The organism is Actinotalea ferrariae CF5-4, from assembly GCF_000603945.1.
GTDB classification, from domain to species: domain Bacteria; phylum Actinomycetota; class Actinomycetes; order Actinomycetales; family Cellulomonadaceae; genus Actinotalea; species Actinotalea ferrariae.
Map to the genome: position 1 here is coordinate 1 of NZ_AXCW01000109.1, position 14,260 is coordinate 14,260.

14 protein-coding genes are annotated in these 14,260 nt (G+C 74.7%); 12 read left to right on the forward strand and 2 right to left on the reverse strand.

The window, feature by feature from the left end; all coding sequences use genetic code 11:
• On the forward strand, window positions 1–1,146 hold a 1,146-nt coding region (locus N866_RS10845; RefSeq protein ID WP_155855305.1), incomplete at its 5' end, for a S8 family peptidase.
• 116 nt (window positions 1,147–1,262) lie between these two features.
• On the forward strand, window positions 1,263–2,294 hold the full coding sequence (locus tag N866_RS10850; RefSeq protein WP_034226291.1) for a S66 family peptidase: 1,032 nt from the start codon (window positions 1,263–1,265) through the stop codon (window positions 2,292–2,294).
• A 52-nt stretch (window positions 2,295–2,346) separates the two neighbouring features.
• Here the strand turns inward: N866_RS10850 and N866_RS10855 are convergent, their stop codons facing one another.
• Window positions 2,347–2,772, reverse strand: coding sequence for an NUDIX domain-containing protein (locus N866_RS10855; RefSeq protein ID WP_034226279.1), 426 nt, complete (start codon window positions 2,770–2,772; stop codon window positions 2,347–2,349).
• A 131-nt stretch (window positions 2,773–2,903) separates the two neighbouring features.
• On the opposite strand from N866_RS10855, the gene purB reads away from it, so the two are divergent.
• The 9 genes from purB to N866_RS10900 all read left to right on the forward strand — a co-directional run bounded on the left by purB (window position 2,904) and on the right by N866_RS10900 (window position 12,806).
• Window positions 2,904–4,418, forward strand: coding sequence for an adenylosuccinate lyase (gene purB / locus N866_RS10860; RefSeq protein ID WP_081802566.1), 1,515 nt, complete (start codon window positions 2,904–2,906; stop codon window positions 4,416–4,418).
• 291 nt (window positions 4,419–4,709) lie between these two features.
• Window positions 4,710–6,158 (forward strand): methyl-accepting chemotaxis protein, encoded by a 1,449-nt coding sequence (locus N866_RS10865; RefSeq protein ID WP_034226280.1) that lies wholly within the window; start codon window positions 4,710–4,712, stop codon window positions 6,156–6,158.
• Window positions 6,159–6,396: 238 nt separating this feature from the next.
• The gene (locus N866_RS10870; protein WP_034226281.1) at window positions 6,397–7,887 is read left to right on the forward strand and encodes a CoA-acylating methylmalonate-semialdehyde dehydrogenase; all 1,491 of its coding nucleotides are present in this window, start codon (window positions 6,397–6,399) and stop codon (window positions 7,885–7,887) included.
• A 120-nt stretch (window positions 7,888–8,007) separates the two neighbouring features.
• Entirely contained in the window at window positions 8,008–8,346 is a 339-nt protein-coding gene (locus N866_RS10875; RefSeq protein ID WP_034226282.1) for a hypothetical protein, read from the forward strand.
• A gap of 10 nt (window positions 8,347–8,356) precedes the next feature.
• Window positions 8,357–8,674, forward strand: a complete 318-nt coding sequence (locus N866_RS10880) for a pore-forming ESAT-6 family protein (protein WP_034226284.1) — start codon at window positions 8,357–8,359, stop codon at window positions 8,672–8,674.
• Window positions 8,675–8,678: 4 nt separating this feature from the next.
• A complete protein-coding gene (locus N866_RS10885) occupies window positions 8,679–9,044 on the forward strand; it encodes a DUF6507 family protein (RefSeq protein WP_052022918.1) in 366 nt (121 codons plus the stop codon).
• The gene (locus tag N866_RS10890) at window positions 9,041–11,416 is read left to right on the forward strand and encodes a glycohydrolase toxin TNT-related protein (protein WP_034226285.1); all 2,376 of its coding nucleotides are present in this window, start codon (window positions 9,041–9,043) and stop codon (window positions 11,414–11,416) included. The genes N866_RS10885 and N866_RS10890 overlap by 4 nt, the downstream gene beginning before the upstream one ends.
• Window positions 11,416–11,910: an Imm61 family immunity protein gene (locus N866_RS10895; RefSeq protein WP_034226286.1), complete on the forward strand. Its 495-nt coding sequence runs from the start codon at window positions 11,416–11,418 to the stop codon at window positions 11,908–11,910. The genes N866_RS10890 and N866_RS10895 overlap by 1 nt, the downstream gene beginning before the upstream one ends.
• 407 nt (window positions 11,911–12,317) lie before the next feature.
• Window positions 12,318–12,806, forward strand: coding sequence for a hypothetical protein (locus tag N866_RS10900; RefSeq protein WP_155855306.1), 489 nt, complete (start codon window positions 12,318–12,320; stop codon window positions 12,804–12,806).
• 121 nt (window positions 12,807–12,927) lie between these two features.
• Here N866_RS10900 and N866_RS19905 read toward each other — a convergent pair whose 3' ends face one another.
• Window positions 12,928–13,455 carry an RDD family protein gene (locus N866_RS19905; protein WP_052022919.1) on the reverse strand — a complete coding sequence of 176 codons (528 nt, stop codon included), beginning with the start codon at window positions 13,453–13,455 and terminating at the stop codon, window positions 12,928–12,930.
• Between the two features lie 169 nt (window positions 13,456–13,624).
• Here N866_RS19905 and N866_RS10910 point away from each other — a divergent pair.
• On the forward strand, window positions 13,625–14,260 hold a 636-nt coding region (locus N866_RS10910), incomplete at its 3' end, for an RDD family protein (protein ID WP_173406152.1).

The window sequence follows — 14,260 nt, forward strand, 5'->3', positions numbered from 1 at the left end:
GCCGTCGGCATCACCGTCCCGACGGCCGCTGCGGCAGCGCCCGCCGAGCGGGCGGCCGAGGCGGCCGAGCGCGTCGACGTCATCGTCCAGCTGCGCCCCGGCGCGGACGCCCGCGGCCTGGCGACGGCCCTCACGGACGACGCCGTCGCGGCCTCCCGGGCCGGGGGCGGCGGCGAGGTCACGCAGGTCTACACCGACGTCCTCGCCGGCTTCGCCGCGACGCTGCCGAAGGCGGCGGTCACGGCCCTGCAGCGCAACCCGAACGTGCTGGCGGTCGAGCTCGACGCCGAGGTCACCGTCGCGGCGACGCAGTACCCGACCCCGAGCTGGGGCCTGGACCGCGTCGACCAGGCGAACCTGCCGCTCAACCGCTCGTACACGTACGGGGCGACGGGCGCCGGCGTGAACGCCTACGTGGTCGACACGGGTGTCCGTGCCGACCACGCCGACCTCAGCGGTCGGGTCGCGAGCGGCGCGTCGGCGATCAACGACGGTCGCGGCTCCGGTGACTGCAACGGCCACGGCACGCACGTCGCCGGCACGGTCGCCGGGACGTCGTACGGCGTCGCCAAGCGCGCGACCGTCATCCCCGTGCGGGTCCTGGACTGCCAGGGCAACGGCTCGTGGTCGCAGGTCATCGCCGGCCTCGACTGGGTCGTGCGGCACCACCAGGCCGGGGTCCCGGCCGTCGCGAACCTGAGCCTCGGCGGCCCGGCGAGCTCCGCGGTCGACACGGCCGTGCAGAACATGATCAACGACGGCGTCACGGTGGCGGTCGCCGCCGGGAACGAGAACGTCGACGCCTGCTCGACCTCCCCCGCGCGCCTCTCGGCCGCGATCACGGTCGGCGCCACGGCCAGCAACGACGCCCGCGCGTCGTTCTCGAACTACGGCCGCTGCCTCGACATCTTCGCCCCGGGGCAGGACATCACCTCGACGTGGTGGACGTCGCGCACCGCGACCAGCACCATCTCCGGCACCTCGATGGCGGCGCCGCACGTCGCCGGTGCGGCGGCGCTGGTCCTGCAGCGCAACCCGTCCGCGAGCCCGGCCGCGGTGGCGAGCTCGATCATCGGCTCCGCCACGACGAACGTCGTCTACGGCGCGGGCTACCTGAGCCCGAACCGGCTGCTCCGCGCCGGCTGACCCCGGCGCACCCGACGGCGGCGCCCGACCTCCCCGCGAGGCCGGGCGCCGTCGTCGTGCCGGGAGGTGCGGGGATCGCCGTGGACGGACGGGGCGCCGGGCGCCAGGGTGTGGGGATGCCGGTCCGCTACCCCCTGCCGCTGCGTCCGGGCGACCGCGTCGCCGTCACGGCCCCGTCCTCCGGCGTCGCGGAGGACCTGCGTCCCCGCCTCGCGTTCGCGGTCGAGCACCTGCGGGGGCTCGGGTTCGACGTCGTGCTCGGCGAGTGCCTGGACGGGGCCGGCGTGGTCAGCGCGCCCCCGGCGGAGCGTGCCGCCGAGCTGACGGCGTTCCTGACGGACCCCACCGTGCGCGCCGTCGTCCCGCCGTGGGGCGGTGAGCTGGCGGTGGAGCTCCTCCCGCACCTGGACCTCGACGCGATGGCGGCCGCCGAGCCCGCGTGGCTGGTCGGCTACTCGGACCTGTCGACGCTCCTCCTGCCGCTGACGACGACGAGCGGTGTGGCGACCCTGTACGGCCAGAACCTCATGGACACGCCCTACGCCGTGCCGGCACCGCTGCTGCCGTGGTGGGACGTCGTCGGTCGGGACGCCGGCAGCGGCCCCGTCGTGCAGGGCGCGTCCACGCACCACCGCGCCGAGGGCTTCGACCGCTGGCAGGACGACCCGACGACGACGGCGTACACGCTGCCCGACGCCGGGACGTGGTCCCTGCTCGACGGCGGGACGGAGCTCCGGGCGCAGGGACGGCTGGTCGGGGGGTGCGTCGAGACGGTGTCGATGCTCGCCGGGACCCCGTGGGGCGACGTGCGCCGGTTCGCCGACGAGCACGCGCCCGGGGGCCTGGTCGTCTACCTCGACCCCACCGAGAGCCACGCCCTCGACATGGCGCGCCACCTGTGGCGGCTGCGGCTGGCGGGCTGGTTCGACCGCGCGAACGCGGTGCTCGTGGCACGGACGCGGGCGCCGTCGTCGGGGGCGTTCACGCAGCGGGACGCCCTCCGGAGCGCGCTCGAGGGGCTCGACGTGCCCGTCGTCGTCGACGTCGACTGCGGGCACGTGCCGCCGCACCTGGCGCTGGTGAACGGCGCGCTGGCGGAGGTCGTCGTGACGCCGGAGGAGCGGACGCTGGTCCAGCACCTGGGGTGACGCCCGCGCGGACGTGCGGCACGGCCGTCACCTGCGCGCCGGCTCCGGGCCGTCAGTGCTGCAGCTGTCCGCTCATCGCCAGGGCGCGGTCGACCAGCGTCACCCGCGGGAGGTCCCGGACGTCGCCGAGGGGGAGCCAGGCCGCCTGATCCGTGCTGCCGTCCACCTCGTCCTGCAGGTCCCCGCCGACCACGTGCGCCCGGTAGACGAGCCGGATGTGGTGCAGGTCGGTGCCCGCGCCGTCGAGTCGCCGCTCCGCGGGGACCACGAGGGAGTCGACGCCGAGGAGCCCCTCGACCTCGACGGCGTACCCGGTCTCCTCGAGCACCTCGCGCCGGACGGCGTCCTCCGGCGCCTCGCAGTGGTCGATCCCGCCGCCCGGCAGGGTCCACCGCCGGCCCTCGCGCTCCGTGAGCCGGGCGAGCAGCAGGCGTGCGTCGTCCACCACCACCGCATAGGCGCCGACGCGTGTCCTCACCCGCACGACCCTAGGTCGGTCCGCGCGCGCCGTCCTGGCGGGCGGGTGGCGGACGGAGCGGGAACGGGCCGACGTCGTCGGTGGGCGGACGGGGCGTCGTCGTCGCCCGCTCCGGTGGGAGGATCGGCGGCATGTCGCAGACCTCGCCCGACACGACCCCCGACGACGACGCCGCGACCGCCGGGACCGGCGCCTCGGGACCGGCGACCGCGCGCGACGAGCGCGTCAGCCTCGCCGCCGTCACGCCGCCGATCGCGCTGGGCCCGCTGGACGGCCGGTACCGCGCTGCGGTCGCGTCGCTCGTCGACCACCTCTCCGAGGCCGCGCTCAACCGGGCGCGCGTGCACGTCGAGGTCGAGTGGCTCATCCACCTGACGTCGCACCACGTCGTGCCGGGTGCCCCGACGCTGTCGAGCGAGGAGCGCGAGTACCTGCGCGACGTCGTGCGGACGTTCGACGGCGAGTCGATCGCGGAGCTGGCCGAGACCGAGCGCGTCACGGTCCACGACGTCAAGGCCGTCGAGTACTTCCTCAAGCGCCGCCTGGAGCTGGCGCCGGACCTGCTCGGCGAGGACACGGTGCTGCCGAAGGTCACCGAGCTCGTCCACTTCGCATGCACGAGCGAGGACGTCAACAACCTCTCCTACGCGCTCATGGTCCAGGGCGCTGTGCGGGACGTGTGGCTGCCGGCCGCGCGCGGCGTCGTCGGGGACCTCGCGGTCATGGCGCGCGAGCACGCCGCCGTGCCGATGCTCGCCCGGACGCACGGCCAGCCCGCGACGCCGACGACGCTCGGCAAGGAGCTCGCCGTCCTCGCGCACCGCCTGCAGCGGCAGGTGCGCCGGGTCGAGGGTGCCGAGTACCTGGGCAAGATCAACGGGGCGACCGGGACGTACGGCGCGCACCTGGCGGCGGTGCCGGGTGCCGACTGGGTCGCGGTGTCGCGGTCGTTCGTCGAGCACCTGGGCCTCACGTGGAACCCGCTGACGACCCAGATCGAGTCCCACGACTGGCAGGCCGAGCTCTACGCCGACCTCGCGCGGTTCAACCGCATCCTGCACAACCTCGCCACCGACGTGTGGACCTACATCTCCCTCGGCTACTTCGCGCAGGTGCGCGGCCAGGGCACCGTCGGCTCCTCGACCATGCCGCACAAGGTCAACCCGATCCGGTTCGAGAACGCCGAGGCGAACCTCGAGATCTCGTGCGCGCTGCTCGACACCCTGTCGGCGACGCTCGTCACGTCGCGGCTCCAGCGCGACCTGACGGACTCCACGACCCAGCGCAACATCGGCCCGGCGTTCGGCCACTCGCTGCTCGCGATCGACAACGTGCGCCGCGGGCTCGCCGGGCTCGACGCCGACCCGGCGGCGATGCAGCGCGACCTCGACGCGAACTGGGAGGTGCTCGGCGAGGCGGTGCAGTCCGCGATGCGCGCGGCGGGGATCGCGGGCGTGCCGGGCATGGACCAGCCGTACGAGCGGCTCAAGGAGCTGACGCGGGGGCGCCGGATCACGGGGGAGGACCTGCGGGCGTTCGTCGCGGGCCTCGGCCTGCCCGACGACGTCGCGGCGCGCCTGTCGGCGATGACCCCCGGCTCGTACACCGGCGCCGCCGCGGACCTGGTGCGCTACCTCGACGCCTGAGGCCCGCCCGCCCCCTCGCGTGCGAGCTCGGTACTTCTGCGCGAGCTCGGTACTCCTGCGCCAGATCGGTACTCACGGGTACCGAGCTCGCGCGGAAGTGCCGATCTCGGCGGGGCTGGACGTCCCGGACCCTCGACTCCCCCCTGTCGACGGCCCGTGCGGACCGGCACGAGGGTCCACCAGGTCGCGGGTGGTCCTCGTGGTCGATCGCGCTCGGTTTTCACCCTGGTGACGGGGGGCGGGTGGGCGCCGGCTGCTCAGAGCCTCGGGGGCCGGGACGATGGGCGAGCCATGAGCGCTGCGACTGGCACGACCCGGCAGGCGCCGTCCGCGCTGCCCACCTCGAGCCGCCCGGCGGGGGTGGTGCCGGCCCAGCGGAGCGGGCACGACCCGCACGGCTCGCACGGCCCTGTGCAGCCGGCCGTCCGCCGGACCCTGATCCCCCGCGGCGCCCGGCTGACGCCCGAGGCTTTCGCCGTCCGGCACCGCGCCCTCACCGCCGTCCTCCTGGCCCACGTGCCTCTCCTCGCGGGGCTGGCGCTGTTCTGGTGGCCGGCCGGTCATGCCGACCACGCCGCGTCCGCCGACCACCGTGACCTCGTCTGGGTCGGCATCGGGGTGATGCTCGCCCTGGCCGCCGTCGGGAGGGTTGCGCGCGGGCAGGGCCTGCGGGCGGCCGCGGTGAGCGCCGGACTGGTCGTCTCCAGCACGGTCCTCGTGCACGTCTCGGGCGGCATGACGGACATGCACCTGCACTTCTTCGTCGTCGTCGCGGTCGTCGCCCTCTACCAGATGTGGACGCCGTTCCTCGTGGCCATCGCGGGCGTCGCGGTCCACCACATCGGGATGAGCCTGGTGGACCCCACGCTGGTGTTCGACGGCCGGTCGCAGGAGGCGCCGCTCCTGTGGGCGCTCGTGCACGCGGTCCTCCTCCTCGCCGAGTGCGTGGCGCTCGCCGCGAGCTGGCGGTTCACCGAGCAGGCCGAGGACGCCCGCCGGGCCGAGCAGGAGCGCGCCGAGCGGACGGCGGCCGAGCAGCTCGCACTGCAGGCCGAGGTCGCGGCGGAGCAGCAGCGTGCCGCCGCGCGCGCTCTCGAGGAGCTCCAGGAGCGCACGCGCCGGACGGCCGAGATCGAGCAGCGTCTGGTCACGCTCACGGACGCAGGGACGCGGCTCCGTGACGGGGCCCGGTCGGCGTCCCAGCTCATGGACGACCTCGTGTCCGTCGCCGGTGAGATCGGGGCCGCGGCCGGCGCCGCGGCGGGTCACGCCGAGCAGGCGGCGGCGACCGTCGCGACGTCGTCGGAGGCGATGCACCGGCTGGGGGACGCGACCCAGCAGATCACCGACATCGCGAGGACGATCACGTCGATCGCCGAGCAGACGAACCTCCTCGCCCTCAACGCCACCATCGAGGCGGCGCGCGCGGGCGAGGCGGGCAAGGGCTTCAGCGTGGTCGCGCAGGAGGTCAAGGAGCTCTCGGGCCAGACCGCGAGGGCGACGCAGGAGATCGACGGCGTCGTGGCGAACGTGCGCGCGGGCACGCAGGAGGTCCTCGCCGGGACCGCGCAGATCGGCGAGGCGATCACCGCCGTCGTCGCGGCGCAGCGCACGATCTCCGCGGCGACGGACGAGCAGGGACGCGCGACGGCGTCCGCTCGGGCCGCGGTCGCCGACATGACCGGGACGGTCGAGCGCGTGACCGGTGAGGTCGAGCAGCTGGCCGCGGCGCGGGACTGAGCGACCGGCTCCGCGCCGGAGCAGGGGCGCTGGAGCGGGGACGACCGCGTGGGACGACGGCGCGGGACGCCGGAGCGGGGACGACGGCGCGGGACGACGGCGCAGGGACGACGGTCTGCCAAGGGGCGCCCAGTGCCCTCGCGCCGGGGGGCCCGCCCCCGGGCCGCCGTCGGTGCGGAACGCCCACGACCGCGGATACCGTAGCCATCAGGCTCCTGGACCCCCCATACTCGTCGTCATGCAGCGCATCGCCCACTGGATCAATGGTGACGAGTGGACCGGGGCGGCGGGCCGGACGGCCCCCGTGCACGACCCGGCGACCGGACGTCAGACGGCCGAGGTCCTCCTCGCGGACGCGGGGGTCGTCGACGAGGCCGTCGCGGCCGCGGTCAAGGCGGCCGACGGCTGGCGCCGCGCGTCCCTCACCCAGCGCACGCGCGTCCTCTTCGCGTTCCGGCAGATCCTCGACGCGCGCAAGGAGGAGCTGGGCGCGGTCATCACCGCCGAGCACGGCAAGGTGCTCTCGGACGCCGTCGGCGAGGTGACGCGCGGGCTGGAGGTCGTGGAGTTCGCGTGCGGCATCCCGCACCTGCTCAAGGGCGGGCACTCCGAGGGCGTCTCGACCGGGGTGGACGTCCACTCGGTGCGCCAGCCGCTCGGCGTCGTCGCCGTCATCTCGCCGTTCAACTTCCCGGCGATGGTGCCCCTGTGGTTCGTCCCGGTGGCGATCGCGGCCGGGAACGCCGTCGTCCTCAAGCCGAGCGAGAAGGACCCGTCCGCGGCCAACCTCATGGCGGCGTGGTGGAAGGAGGCCGGGCTGCCCGACGGCGTCCTGACCGTGCTGCACGGGGACAAGGAAGCGGTGGACGGGCTGCTCACGCACCCGGACGTCAAGGCCGTCTCCTTCGTCGGGTCGACGCCCATCGCGCGGTACGTCTACGAGACGGGCACGGCGCACGGCAAGCGCGTCCAGGCGCTCGGCGGCGCGAAGAACCACATGCTCGTGCTGCCCGACGCGGACCTGGACCTCGCCGCGGACGCGGCTGTCAACGCCGGCTTCGGCTCGGCGGGGGAGCGCTGCATGGCGATCTCCGCGCTCGTGGCGGTCGAGTCGGTCGCCGACGAGCTCGTCGCCAAGATCGCCGAGCGCATGGCCGGTCTCAGCACCGGCGACGGCCGCCGCGGCTGCGACATGGGCCCGCTGGTCTGCGCCCAGCACCGCGACAAGGTGGCCGGCTACGTCGACGCGGGCGTGGCCGAGGGCGCGGACCTCGTCGTGGACGGCCGCGACGTCGTCCCCGAGGGCGACCCCAACGGGTACTGGCTCGGCCCGACCCTCTTCGACCGCGTGACCCCGGAGATGTCGATCTACCGCGAGGAGATCTTCGGGCCGGTCCTGTCCGTGGTCCGGGTGCCCGGGTACGAGGAGGGGCTGCGCCTCATCAACGACAACCCCTACGGCAACGGCACGGCGATCTTCACGAACGACGGCGGTGCGGCGCGGCGCTTCGAGTACGAGGTCGAGGTCGGCATGGTCGGCATCAACGTGCCGATCCCCGTCCCGATGGCCTACTACTCGTTCGGCGGGTGGAAGAACAGCCTGTTCGGCGACTCCCACGCGCACGGCGCGGAGGGCGTGCACTTCTTCACGCGCGGCAAGGTCGTCACGACGCGCTGGCTCGACCCCAGCCACGGCGGGATCAACCTGGGGTTTCCCACGCACGGGTGAACCTGGTCCGTCCACGCCCGGAACCTGTGGACAGCGGTAGGCACACCGCCGTTTCTTTGCCAGGATGCGTCCCCGGGGGCGTCGTGGGGCACCCCTGCTGAACCACCAAGGGGGTACCGCATGAAGTTCGCCATGGGGTCCGACGTCCTGTCGACGTTGACCAAGAAGACGTCCTCCTCGAGCGAGGACCTGGGCGCGCTCGTCAAGGAGCTGGCCGCGGCGGCGGAGCCGCTGCAGGGCAAGTTCAACGGTGCGGGACGCGCGGCGTTCGACAGGTTCAAGGGCGAGACGGACCGCATCGCGATCGAGCTCAACGGGGCGCTCAACGCCGTGCTCACCGGCATCTCCGGCATGGACCGCTCCTTCGTCGAGGGCGACGCGCAGATGGCGGACGAGACGCGGGCGAGCGAGGGCGCGTCCTCGTTCGACGCGGCACGTTTCGGTTCGGCGAAGGCCTGAGGGGGCAGACATGGCAACGGGCAACAGCATCGACCGGCGCGACTTCGAGCTGGCGGCGTCGGCAGCGGCGCAGGACAACTTCAACGCGGTCGCCGGGCGCCTCGAGGCGCTCATCGACCAGCGCGACCGGGACGTGAAGTCCGCCATGGCGGACTACCTCGCGACCGGTGTGTCCGAGGAGTACGCGGCGAAGGAGGCCCGGTGGAACCGGGTCGCCGCCGAGGTCCGGACGATCATCCGGACCCTGCGCGGGTCGCTGGAGAAGAACGACGCGACGGCGCAGGACACGCTGCGGCGGGCGCAGGCGGCCGTCGACGCGATCGGCTGAGCCGGTGAGCGGGTGGCGGATCACCCCGCAGGGGGTGCAGGACGTCCTGCAGCGTGTGGGGGCCACGGCGGCGGTGCTCGACGCCGCCGTCGTGGGCCTGCCGGCGAAGGCGGAGCAGGCGGTCGCGGGGACGGGGCAGAACCCGATCATCGCAGACGCGCTCATCGGCTTCTTCGAGCACCACGCCACGACGCTGGAGTCCATCGGGAACCGGATCAACGCGTCCGTGACGGGGGCGGCTGCCGCCACCACCGCGTACGTGCAGGGGGATGAGCAGATGGCGGCGGAGCACCAGGCTGCGGCGGCGCAGGTCGCGGGGACGGGTCGGGTGCGCCCGGCCGGCGCCCGCGGCCCGGTGGTGGCGCAGTGACCGAGCAGTGCTACGCCTCGGGGATCAACCCGTCGGCGATCCCGGGCGACGAGCTGGACCCGGACGCGGTCGAGGCGGCGGCCCGGGCGCTCGCGGCCGACGGCGCCGCGGTGCGAGACGCGGGTGCGGACGTCCTGCAGGACTGGCGAGGCCTCGCGCTGCACTACGAGGCGCCCGAGGCGCCGCGGCTGTTCTCCGTCATGGACCCGGTGGAGACCAACGCCCGCCGGTTCGGCGACGACGTGGAGTCCGTCGCGGGCGCGCTCCGCGCGTACGCCGAGGAGATCAGGCCGATCAAGGCCTCGCTCGCCGCGGTGCGGGCCGACGCGTGGGGTTTCCGCAGCGACATCGCCTCGGAGCCGGAGTGGGAGTACGACCAGGACCTGGTCGACCGGAACACCGCCCTGGTCGCGAGGGTGAACACGCTCCAGGTCCGGCTGTGGGAGGCCGAGCGCCGCTGCGCGAACGCGATCCGCGCGCTCTACGGGGCCCCGGCCTGGCGTGCCGCGACCGCGGAGGGCGACCCCCGGGGGTACGGCGTCGACGAGATCCCGACGGACGCCGCGATGCCGTGGGGCAGCGACGTCCAGCGCAAGGACCACTGCCCGAAGTCCGCCGCGGTCGGGGTCAAGCGGTTCGTGTGGGACGGCGTCGTCGTGGACGGGCTGTGGGGCACCGTCACCGGCCTCGGGCTCCTCGTCGGCATCGACGGGAGCGGCTGGTCCTGGGAGACGATGTCGTCGTCCTGGGTGGGCATGGGCTCCCTCATCGGCTACTCCGGCGGGGAGTGGTCCTGGGGCAACGCGGGCGACGCCTGGACGGCGCTGGGCAAGGGCCTCATCGCGTACGACACCTGGGACGAGGACCCGGCCCGGGCGGCCGGTGGCGCGGTGTTCAATCTCGCCACGATCCTCATCCCGGCCGGAGCCGCCGTCACGGGCACCAAGACGGCCGGCACCGCGGCGGGCACGGCCGGCCGGACGGCGACGCTCCTCGCTCGTGGGGCGCGGGTCGTGGACTTCGTGGACCCGGTCGCCCTGGGGCTCATGGGCGGGCGCGCCGCGCTGCCCAAGATCGGTGACATGCTCGCCGACATGCGCCTGGCGACCCAGGGTCTGGGCGACTCCCTCCGCGTGCCCGAGGCAGCTGTGGTGCCGGCGGTGCGCGCCGACCTCGAGGTGCCAGTGGCTGACCTGGACGGCGTCGTGACGGTGCTGGACGACCTCGACGGGCTCGCCGGCGACCTCCCGCCGGTCCGGGACCCGGACGTCGCCGAGCCTGTGCCCGCACCGACACCTCAGCCGGAGCCGGCGCTCGTCGGCGGCCCGGCCCACGAGGCTCCGGGAGGTCTTGCGCACGGGGCGGACGACCTGCACCAACCCCCGAACGCGACAACCACCACGACCGGTGGCGGCGGGCCGGCCACGACCGGAGGCGACGGGGCGGCCATCGGAGGGGCGGTGGGCACCGATCCAACGCCCGCCCCGGCACCCGGCGGGACCGGCTGGCCAGAGACCCCCACCTCGAGCGGTGGAGGGGTTCCGAGCGGCACCGGGTGGCCCGGCGACGCACCCGGCGGCGGAGCTGTCGACGACCTGGTGGGGGACGGCGGCGGTCCGACCTCGCCGGACGCCCCAGGCACCGCGCAGCCGGCGACCGACGGTGAGCCCCCTACGGGTCCGGGCCCGTCGGACGACGCACCGCCCGGGACGGACGGCTCGGGGCAGGCGGCGCCCACCGCCGGGATGCTGGACCTCCTGCACGACGGGCACAGCGCTGGCGACGGATGGCGCAGGTTGTCGGACGAGGCCCTGGACCCGGACTACGGATTCCCTCGCGCGGACGCAGGGGAGCAGGTTCCTCCGTGGGCCAGTCCGCCTGCGGAGGCGTCCCCCGGCATCCAGGCGATCGGCGGAGACGCTGCGCGACCCTGGGGGCATGACCCGCTGACAGGTGCATCGCTGACCGAGCAGGAGTGGGTGGCCCGCTACACGACCGCTGACGGGGCAGTCCGCTGGCCCGCCAACGGCGGATCGGTGCCGGGGACACGGCTCGTGTTCGAGGACGCGGGAGCGTTCACCGAGGTGTTCGGGGATCAGCTGGACCGGGTCGGTCGTCCGTCCGGCCAGTACCTCGGAGTGCCGCCGGGTGCCACGTGGTCCGAACGCGCGATCACGCCGGACACCTTGGCGCAGGCCGTCCACCGGTACGAGATCGACCGCGCGGCCGCCTCTCGGGCAGGCGTCGAGATCCACGTCTCGCAGGTCGCCCCCGCTTTCGGGCAGCCTGGCGGTGGCATCCAGGTGCGGTTCTTCAAGGACGATGAGGCACTGACGGTTGAGATGCTTGTGGAAGACGGAGTGCTGCGCTGATGAAGGTCACCCCCCGGGTCGGAGAGTTCCTGGTCGAGGCCGGTGCTCATGAGCAGCCGACGCCGGAGGGCGTGGGGTGGATCGCCACGGACTCGGGTCTTGTGGTGATCGACCGGGCAGACGGCTGCTTCGACGTCGCCCGCTGGGGCAAGGGCACGACCGAGGCGGTGGTCCTGACCGGCGCGACGAGAGACGTGGTGGACGTCTTCCTGGTCGTCCACTACGGAAACGACTGGCGGGACGCGCATGGTCTGGGACCGCTGCGGCTGACCGACCACGAGACCCCGCTGCCGGCGGGGTTCCACGTGGCCGATGGCGACGGGCGCCGTAGCGAGCTGCTGGTCGATGGTCCGCCGGGCTGCGTGCTCGGCGGCCTGCAGCCCCGCTCGGCGCGGAAGCTCGCGCACGCCCTCGCGGTCCCCCTCGACGACCTCGTTGCCTCGTTCCAGGATCCCCGTGGTCGCCCCGCGTTCCCCCAGCCGGCGGGTGGCTGAGCCGTGCACGCCCGACGTGCCCTGGGCTCGGCGCCCCCTGTCGATGCGACAGGCCGTTTCCGGGAGCCGCCGCTCCCGGGCGACCATGGTGTGGGGTGGTCCGGTCCGGTGGCGGTGGACGAGCTGACGGGTGTGGTCGAGGTGGTGCAGGGGCTCCCGCTTGGGCGGGTGGAGCGTTGGTCTGTCCCCCAGCCGCCGCCCCTCCCCCCGCGCGACGGCGGTGGGCCCGCCGGCCGTCGTTCCGGAGGGACGGCCGGGTCGACGCCGGCGATGACGGCAGCCGACGTTCGGTGACACGGTCCGACCGCGATCCTCGTGAGGGAAGGCTCAGGGTGCAGGGCAGTCAGGACGAGGTCTCCACGGCTGACGTGCCCTCAAGCGAGCCCGAGAGCACTCAGGTGGTCGAGGTGAGAGCCGGCCTGTACGCAACGGTCGACGGGCGCACCTACCGTGCTCGCACCGCGCCGGGCTCGCCGGTCGTCGGGCTGGTAGTGCACGGGGATGACGCGGCGCCACCGGACTTCGTGTGGGACGACCGGATGGGCGGCCACTGGCACCGGCGCGTGACCCGGTCGGAGTGCTCGCGCCTGTTCCGCGTCCTGACCTCGGCGTGGTGGCGTGTATTCCCCGTGCTGGTCCACAGCATCGACGGGCCGTGGGCGCACGTCGACTACGCCCCCGATGGCTATCCCGCGCCAGGGCCCAGGGACGGGCGCGGGCGGTTCCTCGAGCCGCCGCTGCCTCCCGAGCCGGGTGCCGGGTGGCGCGGTTCCGTACCCGCGGTCGAGCTGTCGCGTCACGTGGAGTGGGTCCAGGAGCTCCCGCTGGAGACGGTCGACCGGTGGCCCGACCCGGTCTTCCCGGCGCTCGGTGACGGACCGGCGACTGCCCGGTGACCGGGTTGCGAGACCCACGGCGATGACGCGATCGGGCAGGATGGCGCCGCTCGCACGACGTCGAGTGGATCGCCACGGACCGTCACCCCGTGACGGACCGCGATGTCCGCCGAGGAGCGGCTCAGCGCTCGCGGACGACGACGGTGCTGCTCACCTTGTCCGCGAAGGTCTGGGTGAGCGGGTCCCACAGCGGCCAGAGGAAGCCGAGCGACCCGGGCCAGTCGAGCACGTGCGCCAGCTCGCGACCGATGGTCCGGCCCGCCCCCGGAACGACCCCGGTCCGCTGGTCGGCGAGGCGCAGGCCGAGCACGCGCTTGCCCACCGAGCGCCCGGTCCGGCCCTGCAGCACCCACCGGTTGGCGACCCAGAGCACGACCTGCACCGCGAGGGCCGCAAGGACGGCCCAGTCGCCGGCCGGTGTCGTCATGATCGACGGCTCGCCGAAGATGTCCACGCCGCGGTCGGCGGTGAGGTAGGCGAACGGGCCGGCGACGAGCCACGGCGCGAGCGCGGCGAGCACGTCCACGAGGTACGCCCCCACGCGCTGCAGCCAGCTCGCGAGGACGCCGCGGCGTGTGCCGGGGTCCGCCGCGGCGGCCGGCGCCGGGTACGGCGAGGTCGTCGGGAACGGTGGCGGTGCGCTGGTCATGGTCCTCCCCCGGGGAACGCCGACGTCGTCGCAGCCGCGACCGCCGAAGTATGGCAGCCGCCGCATCCCCGGTGCGGCCTGCTCCCGGGCGCCCGGCGTTGTCGTGGTGCGACGCGGCTAGGATCCCCGAGGGCAGTGGCAGCGCGCCGACGCGGAGGGGGCTTCGAGCATGCCGAGGGGGACGGTGACGTGCGCCGCGTGCTCGGCGACCGTCCCGGGTCCCGGCGAGGTGTGCCCCCGCTGCGGTCGACGGCACACGCCCTCCCGCGACGGTTCCGGAGCCTCCGAGCCGACCCTTCTGCTCGCGGGTTCCGTCCCGGCGACGACGGCGGCGCGCGCCGCGGCGGTCGTCGTCGACGTCGTCCTGGCCCTCCTGATCCTCGCCGCTGCGGCGTTCGTGCTCCGCGCGGCGGGTGCCCCGGCCGCCGCGGTGGCTGCGGGCGCCGTCGTCGTCGCGGCGCTGTCTGCGGCCGGGGTCCTCGCTGTGCAAGCCCGGACCGGACGCACCCCGGGCAAGCTCGCGCTCGGGCTGCGCGCCGTCGACCGCTTCACCGGGCTGCCGCTGGGATGGCGCGGCGCACCCGTGGACCGGTGGGCGAGCGCGACGGTGCTCGACGTCCGGTCCGGCCGGGACACGACGGTGACCGTCGCGGAGCCCACGCTGCAGCGCCTCGCCCAGGTCGCCGAGGGTGGCTTCGGACCCCCGGCAGCGCCCGCAGCGCCCGCAGCGCCCGCAGCGCCCGCAGCGCCCGCGTCGGTCCCGACCCAGGCCTCCGTCTCGGCGACGACGAGCGCCCTGACGCCT

Excerpts from the sequence above, each read along its gene's own strand:
- N866_RS10850 (WP_034226291.1), top strand. The coding sequence starts at position 1,263 with ATGCCGGTCCGCTACCCCCTGCCGCTGCGTCCGGGCGACCGCGTCGCC.
- purB (WP_081802566.1), top strand. The coding sequence starts at position 2,904 with ATGTCGCAGACCTCGCCCGACACGACCCCCGACGACGACGCCGCGACC.
- N866_RS10865 (WP_034226280.1), top strand. The coding sequence starts at position 4,710 with ATGAGCGCTGCGACTGGCACGACCCGGCAGGCGCCGTCCGCGCTGCCC.
- N866_RS10870 (WP_034226281.1), top strand. The coding sequence starts at position 6,397 with ATGCAGCGCATCGCCCACTGGATCAATGGTGACGAGTGGACCGGGGCG.
- N866_RS10875 (WP_034226282.1), top strand. The coding sequence starts at position 8,008 with ATGAAGTTCGCCATGGGGTCCGACGTCCTGTCGACGTTGACCAAGAAG.
- N866_RS10880 (WP_034226284.1), top strand. The coding sequence starts at position 8,357 with ATGGCAACGGGCAACAGCATCGACCGGCGCGACTTCGAGCTGGCGGCG.
- N866_RS10895 (WP_034226286.1), top strand. The coding sequence starts at position 11,416 with ATGAAGGTCACCCCCCGGGTCGGAGAGTTCCTGGTCGAGGCCGGTGCT.
- N866_RS19905 (WP_052022919.1), bottom strand. The coding sequence starts at position 13,455 with ATGACCAGCGCACCGCCACCGTTCCCGACGACCTCGCCGTACCCGGCG.